8 protein-coding genes are annotated in these 15716 nt (G+C 46.7%); 1 reads left to right on the top strand and 7 read right to left on the bottom strand.

From position 1 onward, the window contains the following. Positions 1-12: 12 nt before the first annotated feature. The 6 genes from B4Q04_RS11890 to B4Q04_RS11915 all read right to left on the bottom strand — a co-directional run bounded on the left by B4Q04_RS11890 (position 13) and on the right by B4Q04_RS11915 (position 13998). The gene (locus tag B4Q04_RS11890) at positions 13-8781 is read right to left on the bottom strand and encodes a gliding motility-associated C-terminal domain-containing protein (protein ID WP_088696939.1); all 8769 of its coding nucleotides are present in this window, start codon (positions 8779-8781) and stop codon (positions 13-15) included. 282 nt (positions 8782-9063) lie between these two features. Beyond that, on the bottom strand, positions 9064-10005 hold the full coding sequence (locus B4Q04_RS11895; RefSeq protein ID WP_013994237.1) for a type IX secretion system membrane protein PorP/SprF: 942 nt from the start codon (positions 10003-10005) through the stop codon (positions 9064-9066). A gap of 213 nt (positions 10006-10218) precedes the next feature. Next, entirely contained in the window at positions 10219-11643 is a 1425-nt protein-coding gene (locus B4Q04_RS11900; protein ID WP_088696940.1) for a CCA tRNA nucleotidyltransferase, read from the bottom strand. 61 nt (positions 11644-11704) lie between these two features. Beyond that, positions 11705-12265 (bottom strand): L-threonylcarbamoyladenylate synthase, encoded by a 561-nt coding sequence (locus B4Q04_RS11905; protein ID WP_013994240.1) that lies wholly within the window; start codon positions 12263-12265, stop codon positions 11705-11707. Continuing rightward, entirely contained in the window at positions 12237-13100 is an 864-nt protein-coding gene (locus B4Q04_RS11910; protein WP_013994241.1) for a hypothetical protein, read from the bottom strand. Before B4Q04_RS11910 ends, B4Q04_RS11905 begins: the two co-directional genes overlap by 29 nt. A gap of 22 nt (positions 13101-13122) precedes the next feature. Beyond that, positions 13123-13998, bottom strand: a complete 876-nt coding sequence (locus B4Q04_RS11915; RefSeq protein ID WP_013994242.1) for an ATP-grasp fold amidoligase family protein — start codon at positions 13996-13998, stop codon at positions 13123-13125. A 59-nt stretch (positions 13999-14057) separates the two neighbouring features. Here B4Q04_RS11915 and B4Q04_RS11920 point away from each other — a divergent pair, with 59 nt between their 5' ends. Further along, a complete protein-coding gene (locus B4Q04_RS11920) occupies positions 14058-14891 on the top strand; it encodes a glycosyltransferase family 2 protein (protein ID WP_088696941.1) in 834 nt (277 codons plus the stop codon). Here the strand turns inward: B4Q04_RS11920 and B4Q04_RS11925 are convergent. After that, positions 14873-15667 carry a glycosyltransferase family 2 protein gene (locus B4Q04_RS11925; protein WP_088696942.1) on the bottom strand — a complete coding sequence of 265 codons (795 nt, stop codon included), beginning with the start codon at positions 15665-15667 and terminating at the stop codon, positions 14873-14875. The two genes, B4Q04_RS11920 and B4Q04_RS11925, sit on opposite strands and share 19 nt — an antisense overlap. Positions 15668-15716: the final 49 nt, after the last annotated feature.

Genomic DNA, 15716 nt, shown 5'->3' on the forward strand with positions numbered 1-15716 from the left:
TATTTATTCTCCTTAGTCCTGTAAATAGAGATATCCTTCTTTCATTTTATCCTCGCCCTTAGCTACATACTTTATTTTATAAAAATAGACTCCGGAGGGTAGTTTTTGATTTTCGGTAATGGTAATCCTTCCTTGTGACAGACCGTCGAAGGCATTGTTCTTATTGTCGTATTTGGAAGACTCCCAAACTAAGATTCCCCATCTGTTGTATATCTCTACTTGGTGGTCGGGGTAACGCTCTATATTGATAATTCTAAAGCTGCCGTTTAAAATATCCCCAGGCCTGACCAAGTCTAATTCTACGTAAAGTTCGCATGCAATATGGCTTGGAGGGGTCCCACCGATTGAATCGCAAGGGTCAAGGGGATCGGTATGGTCCCGTACTTCTTGGCCATCGTTAATGGTGTCACCATCCGTATCGGGGTTGGTGGGGTCGGTTCCTCTATCTATTTCCTGTTCGTTGGTTAGGTCGTCCATATCACAATCGGCGATATTCCAATGGTTTGTAGGGGTAAGGGTCTGGCTCGCCAATAGAAAATCACAAAGGTCTAAAGGATTGGTGGCATCGGTTACCTCTTGCCCGTCAATGACACCGTCTCCATCCGTATCGGGGTTGGTAGGGTCGGTTCCCAATGCCTCTTCCTCTTCTTTGGTAAGATTGTCATTGTCGCAATCACTACTAGGTAAGGGTTTGCCTCCTATAGAATCGCAATCGTCAAAAGGATCGGTTCCATCTGTCATTTCCTTACAGTCCAATATAGTATCCCCATCTGAATCCAGGTTGGAAATAGTAACGGTAACCGTGGCGGTCGAGGTGCCACCACAGATATTGCCCATGATGGAATAAGTGTACACTCCGGCACCGGCACCGGCACCATCGGGATTAGGGCTCCAAGTTCCTCGATTATCATCTGTTCCCAAAAGTGAAAGGAGTTGGGCTTCGGTAACTGTGGTATCTGGACATATCGTAAGTGTAGCATCGGTTCCGGCATTCGGTTCCACTTCCTCGGTAACGGTTACGATAGCGGTCGCATCCTCGCAGGCATTCCCTTCAACGGTATAGGTGTAGGTTCCGGCACCTGCAAGTGAAGGGGTCCATGTTCCCCCTGTATCGGGGCTTCCTCCTAATTGGGCAAATAACTGAGCCTCGGTAACGGTGCTTCCTTCACAAATGGTAAGTGTGCCATCGGTACCCGCGTTCGGTAAAGTCTGTTCGGTTACGACGATTTCTGAGCTGTCATTCCCGGTACAAGGTGTCGATGCGCTTACGGTATAGGTGTAGGTTCCGGCCCCTGCAAGTGTTGGCGACCATGTTCCCCCTGAATCAGGACTTCCGCCCAATTGGGCAAATAACTGAGCCTCGGTTACGGTGCTTCCTTCACAAATGGTAAGTGTGCCATCGGTACCCGCGTTCGGTAAAGCCTGTTCTGTCACGACAACCTCTGCGGTAGCGTCCATGGCACAAGGTGCTGTTGCGGGTACGGTATAGGTATAGGTTCCGGCACCGGCAAGGGCAGGTGTCCATGTTCCTCCAGAATCAGGGCTGCCACCCAATTGGGCGAATAGCTGGGCTGTAGTAACTGTTTCTCCCACGCAAATGGTGAGCGTTCCATTGATTCCGGCATCCGGAGCTGCTTGTTCGGATACTGTAATTTTTGCGGTATCGTCTACGGTGCAAGGTGTTGTCGCGGGTACGGTATAGGTATAGGTCCCGGCGCCTGCTAGGCTAGGTGACCAGCTTCCTCCTGAATCAGGACTTCCGCCCAATTGGGCAAACAACTGTGCTTCGGTGACTGTTGTTCCTTCACAAATGGTTAGTACGCCATTGGAACCAGCATCAGGAGTGGGTTGAACCACTACGGTAACAATACTGGTGTCGTCTACGGTACAGGGTGATGTGGCACTTATGGTATAGGTATGGGTGCCGTCTCCGTTGTCCGTCCAAGTTCCCCCGGTATCTGGAGAATTACCCAGTTGAGCAAAAAGGTCGGCCTGTGTAAAGGAGTCAATTTCACAAATTGTGAGTGTTCCATCGGTCCCTGCATTGGGTGCCGCCTGTTCGGTCACCACGACCTGGGATGTATCATCCACGGTACAGGGTGAAGTGGCACTTACGGTATAGGTGTAGGTTCCGGCCCCGGCAAGGGTAGGCGACCATGTTCCCCCTAAATCGGGATTGTCATTTAGCTGTGCAAAAAGCTGGGCCTCGGTGACTGTGGTTCCCGCACAAATCGTCAATATGCCACCGGTCCCCGCATTGGGTGCCGCCTGTTCGGTCACCACGACCTGGGATGTATCATCCACGGTACAGGGTGAAGTGGCACTTACGGTATAGGTGTAGGTTCCGGCCCCTGCAAGGGTAGGCGACCATGTTCCCCCTAAATCGGGATTGTCATTTAGCTGTGCAAAAAGCTGGGCCTCGGTGACTGTGGTTCCCGCACAAATCGTCAATATGCCATCGGTACCTGCATTGGGTGCCGCCTGTTCGGTCACCACGACCTGGGATGTATCATCCACGGCACAGGGTGAAGTGGCACTTACGGTATAGGTGTAGGTTCCGGCCCCGGCAAGTGTTGGCGACCACGTTCCCCCTAAATCGGGATTGTCACTTAGCTGTGCGAATAGTTGTGATTCTGTTACGGTAGTTCCCGCGCATATGGTCAATAGACCACCGGTACCTGCATTGGGTGCCGCCTGTTCGGTCACGACCACTTCAGCCGTATCCGCTGTGGCACAAGGTGCTGTTGCATTTACGGTATAGGTGTAGGTTCCGGCCCCGGCAAGTGTTGGCGACCATGTTCCCCCTAAATCGGGATTGTCACTTAGCTGTGCAAAAAGCTGGGCTTCGGTTACGGTTGTCCCTGCGCATATGATGAGCGTTCCATCGGTACCTGCATTGGGTGCCGCCTGTTCGGTCACTACGACCTCGGATGTGTCATCTACGGTACATGGTGAAGTGGCACTTACGGTATAGGTGTAGGTTCCGGCCCCTGCAAGGGTAGGCGACCACGTTCCCCCTAAATCGGGGTTGTCGCTGAGTTGTGCGAATAGTTGTGATTCTGTTACTATAGTTCCCGCGCATATGGTCAATAGACCATCGGTACCTGCATTGGGTGCCGCCTGTTCGGTCACGACCACTTCGGCCGTATCCGCTGCGGTACAGGGTGAAGTAGCACTTACGGTATAGGTGTAGGTTCCGGCCCCTGCAAGGGTAGGCGACCACGTTCCTCCTAAATCGGGATTGTCACTTAGCTGTGCAAAAAGCTGGGCCTCGGTGACTGTGGTTCCCGCGCATATGGTCAATAGACCACCGGTCCCCGCATTGGGTGCCGCCTGTTCGGTCACCACGACCTGGGATGTATCATCCACGGTACAGGGTGAAGTGGCACTTACGGTATAGGTGTAGGTTCCGGCCCCTGCAAGGGTAGGCGACCACGTTCCCCCTAAATCGGGATTATCGCTTAGCGTTGCAAAAAGCTGGGCCTCGGTGACTGTGGTTCCCGCACAAATCGTCAATATGCCACCGGTCCCCGCATTGGGTGCCGCCTGTTCGGTCACCACGACCTGGGATGTATCATCCACGGTACAGGGTGAAGTGGCACTTACGGTATAGGTGTAGGTTCCGGCCCCTGCAAGGGTAGGCGACCACGTTCCCCCTAAATCGGGATTATCGCTTAGCGTTGCAAAAAGCTGGGCTTCGGTTACGGTTGTCCCTGCGCATATGATGAGCGTTCCATCGGTACCTGCATTGGGTGCCGCCTGTTCGGTCACTACGACCTGGGATGTATCATCCACGGTACAGGGTGAAGTGGCACTTACGGTATAGGTATAGGTTCCGGCCCCTGCTAGTGTTGGCGACCATGTTCCCCCTAAATCGGGGTTGTCGCTTAGCCGTGCGAATAGTTGTGATTCGGTTACGGTTGTCCCTGCGCATATGGTCAATAGACCATCGGTCCCCGCATTGGGTGCCGCCTGTTCGGTCACTACGACCTGGGATGTATCATCCACGGTACAGGGAGAAGTGGCGCTTACGGTATAGGTGTAGGTTCCGGCCCCTGCTAGTGTTGGCGACCATGTTCCCCCTAAATCCGGATTATCGCTTAGCGTTGCAAAAAGCTGGGCTTCGGTTACGGTTGTCCCTGCGCATATGATGAGCGTTCCATCGGTACCTGCATTGGGTGCCGCCTGTTCGGTCACCACGACAAGGGATGTATCATCCACGGCACAGGGTGAAGTGGCACTTACGGTATAGGTGTAGGTTCCGGCCCCTGCAAGGGTAGGGGTCCATGTCCCCCCTAAATCGGGATTATCGCTTAGCTGTGCAAAAAGCTGGGCCTCGGTGACTGTGGTTCCCGCGCATATGGTCAATAGACCATCGGTACCTGCATTGGGTGCCGCCTGTTCGGTCACGACCACTTCGGCCGTATCCGCTGCGGTACAGGGTGAAGTAGCACTTACGGTATAGGTGTAGGTTCCGGCCCCTGCAAGGGTAGGCGACCACGTTCCCCCTAAATCGGGGTTGTCGCTTAGCGTTGCAAAAAGCTGGGCCTCGGTGACTGTGGTTCCCGCGCATATGGTCAATAGACCACCGGTACCTGCATTGGGTGTCGCCTGTTCGGTCACCACGACCTGGGATGTATCATCCACGGCACAGGGTGAAGTGGCACTTACGGTATAGGTGTAGGTTCCGGCCCCGGCAAGGGTAGGCGACCACGTTCCCCCTAAATCGGGATTATCGCTTAGCGTTGCAAAAAGCTGGGCCTCGGTGACTGTGGTTCCCGCGCATATGGTCAATAGACCACCGGTCCCTGCTTTTGGTGCCGCCTGTTCTGTTACCACCACTTCTGCCGTATCCGCTGCGGTACAGGGAGAAGTGGCGCTTACGGTATAGGTGTAGGTACCTGCCCCTGCAAGGGTAGGCGACCATGTTCCCCCAGAATCCGGGTTGTCGCTTAGCCGTGCGAATAGTTGTGATTCTGTTACTGTGGTTCCCGCGCATATGGTCAATAGACCACCGGTACCCGCATTGGGTGTCGCCTGTTCGGTCACTACGACCTCGGATGTATCATCCACGGTACAGGGTGAAGTAGCACTTACGGTATAGGTGTAGGTTCCGGCCCCTGCAAGGGTAGGCGACCATGTTCCCCCTAAATCGGGGTTGTCGCTTAGCCGTGCGAATAGTTGTGATTCTGTTACTATAGTTCCCGCGCATATGGTCAATAGACCATCGGTCCCTGCATTGGGTGCTGCCTGTTCGGTCACTACGACCTCGGATGTATCATCCACGGCACATGGTGAAGTGGCACTTACGGTATAGGTATAGGTTCCCGCGCCGGCAAGGGTAGGCGACCATGTCCCTCCTAAATCGGGGTTGTCGCTGAGTCGTGCGAATAGTTGTGATTCTGTTACTATAGTTCCCGCGCATATGATGAGCGTTCCATCGGTCCCTGCATTGGGCGCCGCCTGTTCGGTCACTACGACCTCGGATGTGTCATCCACGGTACAGGGTGAAGTGGCGCTTACGGTATAGGTATAGGTTCCGGCCCCTGCTAGTGTTGGCGACCATGTTCCCCCTAAATCGGGATTGTCGCTTAGCCGTGCGAATAGTTGTGATTCTGTTACGGTAGTTCCCGCGCATATGGTCAAGGCTCCATCGGTTCCGGCTTTTGGTGCCGCCTGTTCTGTTACCACCACTTCGGCCGTATCCGCTGCGGTACAGGGAGAAGTGGCACTTACGGTATAGGTGTAGGTTCCGGCCCCTGCTAGTGTTGGCGACCATGTTCCCCCTAAATCGGGGTTGTCGCTTAGCGTTGCAAAAAGCTGGGCTTCGGTTACGGTTGTCCCTGCGCATATGATGAGCGTTCCATCGGTACCTGCATTGGGTGCCGCCTGTTCGGTCACTACGACCTCGGATGTGTCATCCACGGTACATGGTGAAGTGGCACTTACGGTATAGGTATAGGTTCCGGCCCCGGCAAGTGTTGGCGACCATGTTCCCCCTAAATCGGGATTGTCACTTAGCTGTGCAAAAAGCTGGGCTTCGGTGACTGTGGTTCCCGCACATATGGTCAAGGCTCCATCGGTTCCGGCTTTTGGTGCCGCTTGTTCTGTTACCACCACTTCGGATGTATCATCTACGGCACATGGTGAAGTAGCACTAACGGTATAGGTGTAGGTTCCTGCGCCTGCTAGGGCAGGAGTCCATGTCCCGCCGCTGTTGGGCGATCCCCCAAGTTGCGCGAATAGGTCTGCTTCCGTTACTATAGTTCCCGCACAAATAGTCAATGCTCCGTTGGAACCTGCATCGGGAACAGGTTGTTCCACTACGGTAACTATGCTGGTATCGTCCACGGTACAGGGTGATGTTGCACTAACGGTATAGGTGTAGGTACCCGCCCCTGCTAGTGTTGGCGACCATGTTCCCCCAGAATCGGGGTTGTCGCTTAGCCGTGCGAATAGTTGTGATTCTGTTACGGTAGTTCCCGCGCATATGGTCAAGGTCCCATCGGTACCCGCATTGGGTGCCGCTTGTTCGGTCACCACGACCTCGGATGTGTCATCCACGGTACAGGGTGATGTTGCACTTACGGTATAGGTGTAGGTACCTGCCCCTGCTAGGGTAGGCGACCATGTTCCCCCAGAATCGGGGTTGTCGCTGAGTCGTGCGAATAGTTGTGATTCTGTTACTGTGGTTCCCGCGCATATGGTCAAGGCTCCATCGGTTCCGGCTTTTGGTGCCGCCTGTTCTGTTACCACCACTTCGGCCGTATCCGCTGCGGTACAGGGAGAAGTGGCGCTTACGGTATAGGTGTAGGTACCCGCGCCGGCAAGTGTTGGCGACCATGTTCCCCCAGAATCGGGGTTGTCGCTTAGCCGTGCGAATAGTTGTGATTCTGTTACTGTGGTTCCCGCGCATATGGTCAAGGCTCCATCGGTTCCGGCTTTTGGTGCCGCCTGTTCTGTTACCACCACTTCGGCCGTATCCGATGCGGTACAGGGTGAAGTGGCACTAACGGTATAGGTGTAGGTACCCGCCCCTGCTAGTGTTGGCGACCATGTCCCCCCTGAATCGGGGTTGTCGCTTAGCCGTGCGAATAGTTGTGATTCTGTTACTGTGGTTCCCGCGCATATGGTCAAGGTTCCATCGGTACCCGCATTGGGTGCCGCCTGTTCGGTCACCACGACCTCGGATGTGTCATCCACGGTACAGGGTGAAGTAGCACTTACGGTATAGGTGTAGGTACCCGCCCCTGCTAGTGTTGGCGACCACGTTCCCCCTAAATCGGGGTTGTCGCTGAGTCGTGCGAATAGTTGTGATTCTGATACTGTGGTTCCCGCGCATATGGTCAAGGCCCCATCGGTACCTGCATTGGGAGCTTTTTGTTCTGTGATCGTAACGGTGGCGTGTTGGGTATATCCTTTGCTATCACTTATACCATAAACAAAACTATCCGAACCGGTGTAACCGACAGACGAGGTATAGGTGACATAATCATCCGTAGGGTTAGTAGGGCTACCATTGTCGTTTACGACAGCCGTTCCCCCGCTAGCAGGACTAATAATAAAGATGCTTCCGGATGAAGCTCCGTTTCCCCCAAAATCATCATTGGCGAGTACGTCAATGTCAATGCTTCCTTCTTCACAAACCGAAGCAGTATCATCCGTAGTCGTTGGAAAATAGCTGATTGTAGGGTCGTTTTCGGTATTTCCATCCGTATCGATACCATCATCCGACAAATCACTTACATCATTGGTTCCGTATGGGCTGTCGGCCAGAACACTTACTTGGTTTACCACGCCTCCCACTTCCAAGACCGGTGCGTTAAGGGTAAAGCTTGCCGAATAGGTTGCCGTTTCACCAGCTTCGAGGGTGCCTTCGGCCGAGCCTTCGGAGGCACTGACGAACGTAGGTCCGCTTGTTAGGGTCAAAGGGTTTGTGTCTATATCGGAAAAAGTGTCCGTTAGACTTATATTGTCAAGGGTAGTATTTCCTGTGTTCTCTATCGTAATGGTATAATCTACGGTATCTCCGGTACTGATAGGGTCGCTAAAGTTTTCGACCACTGTTTTGGTCGTTTCGACTTTAGGGTCGGCAATAATCAGATTGGTAAGAATGAACTCTACTTCATCGTATGCAGTAAATAGGGGTATGGAAAGTAATCCTCCTGTTACTTCGACATCCATCTCTATGGATTGTGTGACCTGTTCAATTTGTAAACTACCTCCACCTGTTCCAGTATTTTCTCCATCCCCACATTCTCCGCCACCACTGAACAGCAGGGCAGTATCGTCGATATTAAATTGAGTAGGGGTAGATTGAAAGATGTCCCCATTGGAACTTAGTTCCGTCCAAGTGCCGTTGGTGAGGTCAAAGTTCCCTGTGGCACTTCTTCCAACTAAGGAGACGACGGCAAATGTTCCTACTTTGTCTACGTGTAGGATGGGTTTCACAATATATACGGGATCACCGGTTACGGCATCAAAGAAATAGAAACTAATAGTACCGGTAGCATATGAGCTGGCGGATATTTCCAAGGAAGGCTCTTCGAAGACATTCGTTTCGCTGTAAGTATCATCACTGGTACAGCCCATTTCTCCGGTACCATCAATAGAAGCACCACCCGAAATCCTAGCTTCGACACGTACCAAACTATCATTGGTTACGGACTCCCATACGGAAGATGATACCGGTGTCCAATTTGTTGTCTGCTGTGCTCTTACCACTTGGGCGAACAGTAATAGTAGTAATGCCCCGAAAAAATGTTTAAAACGATTCGCCAATTGGGAATATATTTTACAAAGTCTAAAAAAATATCACGTTTGATGCTGTAGATAAAGACTTACAACGTTATGTTGTAAAATTAGGGTGATGGTAAGACCTGACAAATTATATGTTGTATACAGGGGAAAACTAGATGTATAAGACCCGTGAAGTGTAGGCTAAATTCGATGAAATACCTTTTTTTAGGGATGTATTGCAGGTATTTTGGAATAAATAAGTGAATTTCAGGGCTTTTAACCCCTTGAAACAATCTTAGAAAAGATATAGAATAATTTAAGTTTTTAAAAGAATCTTGGAGCTATGGCCCTTCTTCCAAATCGAGATCGGAATTCATACCTGAGCACTATTTCAAACGAGCCATCGTTGAACCTAGAACCGCCCAATTCTGAAATTTCCCGGTCATAAGCAAGGCCTAATAATATTTGGTCAGAGGCTTGAAAACCAAAAAGACCGCTCACCGCGGCATCCCATCTATAGGCCGCTCCCAAGATAAATTTGTCGTTGAACATAAAATTAGCGGATAGGTCGATCTGTAAGGGGGCGCCATTTACGGCTTTGAGCAATAAAGTGGGCTTAAACTTCCACCTTTGGTTCAATTCGTATATGTAGCCCGTGATTAAATAGAAGTTCATACGTTCTTTGGCCAAGAAGGATGAGCTTGTAGCATTGCCATCGAAATGTTTGGTGGCCAAAAAGTTTGGAACGGAGAAACCGATATAGAACTTCTCGTCGTAATAATATACCCCAGCGCCAAAATTCGGTGAAAATTTTCTGTCGATATTGGTCAGGCTGGTACTGGCGACTTCATCGTTATAGTTGGCCAGTTTACTAAAATCTAAATTCAGTACATGTCCGCTTGCCTTTAGCCCGAAGGCAAGTTTTGCTTCCCTGGTAATAGGTACCGTATATGAAAAAACACCGTCAAAATACGTTTCTTGACTAGTGCCGTTTCCTATATCGTCATTGACTATGGATAGTCCCACACCGACCCTTTCGGAAACCGGCGTGTGAAAATTAAGGGTTTGGGTTTTGGGAGCTCCTTCTATTCCGACCCATTGGGAGCGGTGTAGTCCGGCAATACTGAAAACACCCCTAGAACCTGCATAAGCAGGGTTGATGGCCATGGTATTATACATATACTGTGTATAGTGGGCGTCTTGTTGCGCACTTAGACCACTTAATGAAGAAATGGTAATGAGTACGGCCAGAAGGAATTTTTTCATGACTTTTTATTTGGATAAAAAGAAGATAATGTTGTATCTATCTCGGTAAAGATATTTATTTTTCCCGTTTAGGAGTCTTGTAATCGTCGATTGATAAAATAAATCGATGCGCTTATCGATTTCACTTTTTTAAAAAAAAATAGGAAATGGAGTAGACGATACGGTTTTGTTTTTATTGTATTTCAATGGGAAAAAGAAGGTCTTACAACAAATTTAGACCGGTGTAAGTCCGATAGATTTACCTTTTGCGAGCATAAATTCTTTTGCAGCCTCGTATTCATTAGGGATTTCGCCCTCTAAAATGGCCTCTTTAATGGCTTCTTTGATAATGCCTATTTCTTTTGAAGGCTTAAGGTTGAAGGTTTTCATAATTTCCTCACCGCTCACCGGGGGTTGAAAATTACGTATTTGATCTCGTTCTTCTACCTCGATTATTTTTTGGCGGACAATTTTAAAATTGTTCTTATACCTCCTTTGTTTCTTTGGGTTTTTTGTGGTGATATCGGCTTCACAAAGGGTCATTAGGTCCTCTACGTTTTCCCCCGCATCAAAAACGAGGCGGCGTACCGCTGAATCCGTAGCGAAATCTTCGGATAGAACGATTGGCCTAGAGCTCATCAAAACCATTTTTTGAACGAATTTCATCTTGTCGTTCAAGGGCATCCGCAGCCGTTTGAATAATTTGTAGACCATTTTAGATCCAACGAACTCGTGTCCGTGGAAAGTCCATCCTATTTTTTTATGGAATTTCTTGGTCGGAGCCTTGCCGATATCGTGCAATAGGGCCGCCCAACGCAGCCAAAGGTTATCGGTAGTTATTGCAATATTGTCAACAACCTCCAAGGTGTGCCAAAAATTGTCTTTGTGGCGTTGTCCTTCTATTTCCTCTATTCCCTGTAATGCGACCAGTTCAGGAAGGATATAGGGCAGGAGTCCTGTTTTATGCAATAGGGAAAAGCCAATGGAAGGCTTGCTACTGGCCAATATTTTGTTGAGTTCATCAACGATTCGCTCTTTTGATATGATTTTTATCCGCTCTTTGTTTACCGTAATGGCTTGGAGGGAATTTTCTTCGATCTTAAAGTTCAATTGCGTGGCGAAGCGAATGGCCCGCATCATGCGTAAGGGGTCGTCGGAATATGTAATTCCGGGAGCTAGGGGAGTTCGTATAATGTTTTTGTCGAGGTCGGCAAGACCGTTAAAAGGATCCAGTAGCTCCCCAAAATCAGTTGGATTTAGGGAAAGGGCCAAGGCATTGATCGTAAAATCACGACGGTTTTGGTCATCTGCCAATGAGCCATCCTCTACTACGGGTTTACGACTATCCCTATGATAGCTTTCTTTTCGGGCTCCAACGAATTCCAGTTCAATTTCACCGTGGCGCAACATGGCCGTGCCGAAATTTTTGAAAACACTCACCTTTGGCTTTCCTTCAAGCAAGGAAGCTACTTTTCTGGCGAGGTCAATACCGCTTCCTACGGCGACAATATCGATATCTTTTGGAGTGCCTCTTTGCAGTAAATAATCCCTGACAAATCCTCCGATAACATAGCAGTCCACCCCCAATTCATCGGCAGCTTGTGAAACGATTTTGAAAACTGGATTTGAAAGCGCTTGTTTATAGTTCAAAGATTTCATTTTTAGTTGGCTGCCCAAAATACGAATAACAAATAAGGCCCAATATTTTGTTACATCAAATTTATTCGCGTATTACTTTTACCGTACCGTCACTACTCAATTTGATGATGGCAGAAGGCACCGCGTTTTTTTCTTCGGGCTGCAAATTTACCACATAGTCTACACCTTTTAAAATAACTTTGTCTATTTCACCGAAACTTTTAGGCGTTGGGCGCCCTGAAATGTTGGAAGAAGTAGAAACAATAGGTTTTTTGAACTTGTTGATCAGGTAGCGGCAAAATTTGTCGGAAGCTACCCGTACGGCCAAGGTATTATCTTCGGCGATCAAATTTTTGGCAATACCCTTGGGATTGTCGTAGACAATAGTGGTGGGTTTGGTAGAAAGGTCCATGATATCATAGGCCAGATCGGGAACCTCTTCTATGGTTCGTTCGAGCATGGCATCATTGGCTACCAGGCAAATTAGGGCCTTGCTATCTTCCCTTTGCTTTAGGTCGTATATCTTCTTTACGGCCGACTCATTGGTAGCGTCACAACCAATACCCCAGACGGTATCAGTGGGGTAGAGAATGAGGCCGCCTTGTTGTAAGACGCTAATGGCTTGGTCTATCTCCTTTTGCATTTTTATCAAAAATTATACTTCTAATATTATATTCCTTCTCAAGCTGTGCCCATTGTTTGGTATTTAGGTCTTTGCCCAAATTTATTTTTTTAAGTGATACCTTCTGGGTATTTCCAATAGGAATCGGGTCTTTGGGTCTAAGGGTTGCTTCTACGGATAGTGTGCCCTTCAAAAGGGCCATAGCTTTAAACCAAAGGTCGTCTGCTTTTGGGGTCAAGGCCATAAACTTATCCAGGTCGGTAGCATCTTTGTGCAGGGAGTTTGGCGGATACAAAATACCCCATGCACCAATAGGGACCATTACTTTATCATTCATTTTTTTAGAATTCTTCCATTGTCTAAATGGTTTTGGGTTTCCCGTTTCATCATAGCTTAAATTTACGGTGCGATTGGCTATGATATGCTTTGGGGCCTTTAGATGTTCCTTGTATAAAAGTTCGATCAAATTCTTTCGATACATTAAATCATCATCTATGGTGATAATTGTTTTCTCCGGAAATGCAACGAGGGAGTGTATCAGCTTTCTATGGGATGACGTTAAATCAGAAAACCGTATCTCAAATCTGTTACCAATTAAAGCTTTAAGTTTTTTAGGAATGGCATTCTTAAGGTCGTTATTAAGCCAAAGAACAATCTTTTCGGGCAGCATAGACTGATTTAATATACTTTTTACGACCAAATGAAGGGTGTTCAATCTACTAGGGATTGAGGTTAAGGAAACAATTACCGGTACAGTCCTTTCATTGTGATGGCCCGAATCCGATACATTGAATTTTTTTAAAGAGAGTTTGACCGTAGTGTAAATGGAGATCGGTAGTTCTTTGATGAGTTTCATAAATTACACATTTAAGCAAAGCCTATAAAATTGGTTCTGGTAATTTAATATAGTTTCCGAAAATGGTATTGTATTCATCAGGGAAAAAGTCTAATCTGCCATCCCCAGGGTAAAATGTCATTTCACCAAAAATAATTTTCCCATCTAGGTTATAGAGGTCAACACGTACAAAGGGGAAATCAAAGGCCAAAGTTCGTGCAACTTCTATCATCTTTTCAAAATTGGGAGGTTTGGGGAGGTCATCCTCCAATTGTTGAATATGGGCGCGCCTAACGGGTAGTTTGTTCCAATCTATATCATAATAGGCTCGTTTTAATGTGCTACCGCGATCTGTATCTATGTTCAAGAATTTGGGTTCTCCGTTAAAACAGAAAAATTTATAGTCGTTGATATCTTCCTTGCCCAGTTCCTCTAGATATTTTTCAACGATTATTTTGGGCTCGGCGTTCTTATAAGCCCATTCTAACCCGCCACGCCAATATTGGTTTTTGCGAATCCACTTATGGAGTAATAGCTTGGCTTTTCTTTTGTTGAGTTTTGTTTTGTCATTGACCAAAATGTTAAAATGAAAGCCATGTGTGGCCTTTATGACAAATTGTTGGGGAAGGGCATCAAAATTTATTTCACTAGGTTTTTTATAAACACCGATAAGTTCGTTAAGGTATTGCTCGCCAATTTTGTCCTTGACATATTCACGAACGTCATATTTGTCTACTAGTTGGGTTAAAAGGTCTCTTTTGTAGTAAACTTTGAGCCATTGTATTTTTTGGTTGAACTCTATAGGCCGTTCTAAATCTAATTTCTTTCCTACGTAATATTCGTAATATGCTTTAACATATGTTGGTGGGGGCAAAAATTTTAGTTTTTTCTGAAGTCCTATCCATAATTTTCTTAGCATAGCAATACATTATTGAATAGTACAAAGATATATCTTTGTAGTTTACTATTTTTGAGCTTATGAATACCAATGTAGATGAAAGTGTAAAAATCTCTATAATTATCAGTACCTATAACGCCGAAGAGTGGCTTCAAAAAGTGTTATGGGGTTTTAACTGTCAGAATTATAAGAATTTTGAAATAGTTATAGCAGATGACGGGTCGGGTCCTAAAACGAAAGCCCTCATTGATTTAATGAGGGAAGAGGTCTTTTATCCGATAGTACATGTATGGCAGGAAGATGATGGCTTTCAAAAGTCTAGAATACTTAATAAGGCTCTGGTAAATTGTAAGGGGGAATATATTATCATGACCGATGGGGATTGTATACCACGAGAAGATTTTGTGCATGTACACTATCTGAATAAGAGTCATGGTTACTTTATTTCAGGAGGATATTACATGTTGCCAATGAATATTTCAAAATTAATAACCAAGGAAGATATAGAGGCGCAAAGTTGTTTTGATATTAATTGGTTGAAAGAGAAAGGTATTCCGAAGACATTTAAAAACAATAAGTTAACGGCTAAAGGTTTGATGTCTAGAATGTTGAATATAATAACCCCTACTAAAGCCAGTTGGAATGGTCATAACTCTTCAGGTTGGAAGAAAGACATTCTGAATGTTAACGGTTTCGATGAACGTATGCAATATGGGGGGCAGGATAGGGAGTTGGGAGAACGACTCTTTAATTTTGGAATAAAATCCAAACAACTAAGATATAGTGCGGTATGTGTGCACTTAGACCACAAACGAGGGTATAAAACCCCTGAGTCAATTGCCAAGAATGTTAAAATACGAAGGGAGACCAGAAATAGAAAATTAGTATGGACACATTACGGCATTACCAAATAATATGCTAGTTCGTTCTTTTTTTCCAGACGTTTTAATTCTTTACAATACTCCAAAACACCTAAGGCGTTTAAGTACGATATTGTAATTCCTTTTTTACCATCAAGGAAGCCTAGGCGTAAAAGATAATGATTAAAGAATTTCCAAAAAGGCTTAACCATCATTAATAGGTAAGTGAATTTTTTCTCTCGGTAGAACGACTCTTTAGCCTTGAGCCTACCATATCTAAGCATTTTCTGTTTGTAATCCTCATAGTTCTTATAACAGAAATGGATTAATTTTTCATTAAAAATACCAGATGCCCCATTTACTTCTAGGGTCTCGTGCACAATTTTTTTATCAGAAAATCTTGCTTTACTTTTTCTAAAAAGACGATAGTTTTTGTCCGTTTGCCATCCGCTAAAATTTAAAGCTTCGTTTTGAAACATAAATTTTCTATAAAACCAAAAAGCTACATTTTCCGTGTTGCCGTTCAGAACTTCTTTAATTTCATTCTTTAATGGTTCGGTGACAACTTCGTCGGCATCTAAAAACAAAACCCAATCATTGGTAGCTTGCTTTAAGGTATAGGATTTTTGCGAAGTAAAATTCGCGAAAGGGTGTTGAATGACCTTGACCTTAGGGTGAGCTAAAAGATATTCGTAAGTACCATCGGTGCTGTAAGAATCTACTACGATAATTTCATCAGCGAATTCAACTGACTCAATACACCTTTCAATGTATCCCATTTCATTGTAGGTGATAATTAGGGCCGATAACTTTTCTCTTTCTTTTATCATTGCAATTTGTTTGGGTAGGGTTCGGTCTTCTTCTTAGTAGATTAAAAAG

Origin of the sequence: Zobellia sp. OII3 (genome assembly GCF_002211465.1) — a bacterium.
Taxonomy (GTDB): domain Bacteria; phylum Bacteroidota; class Bacteroidia; order Flavobacteriales; family Flavobacteriaceae; genus Zobellia; species Zobellia galactanivorans.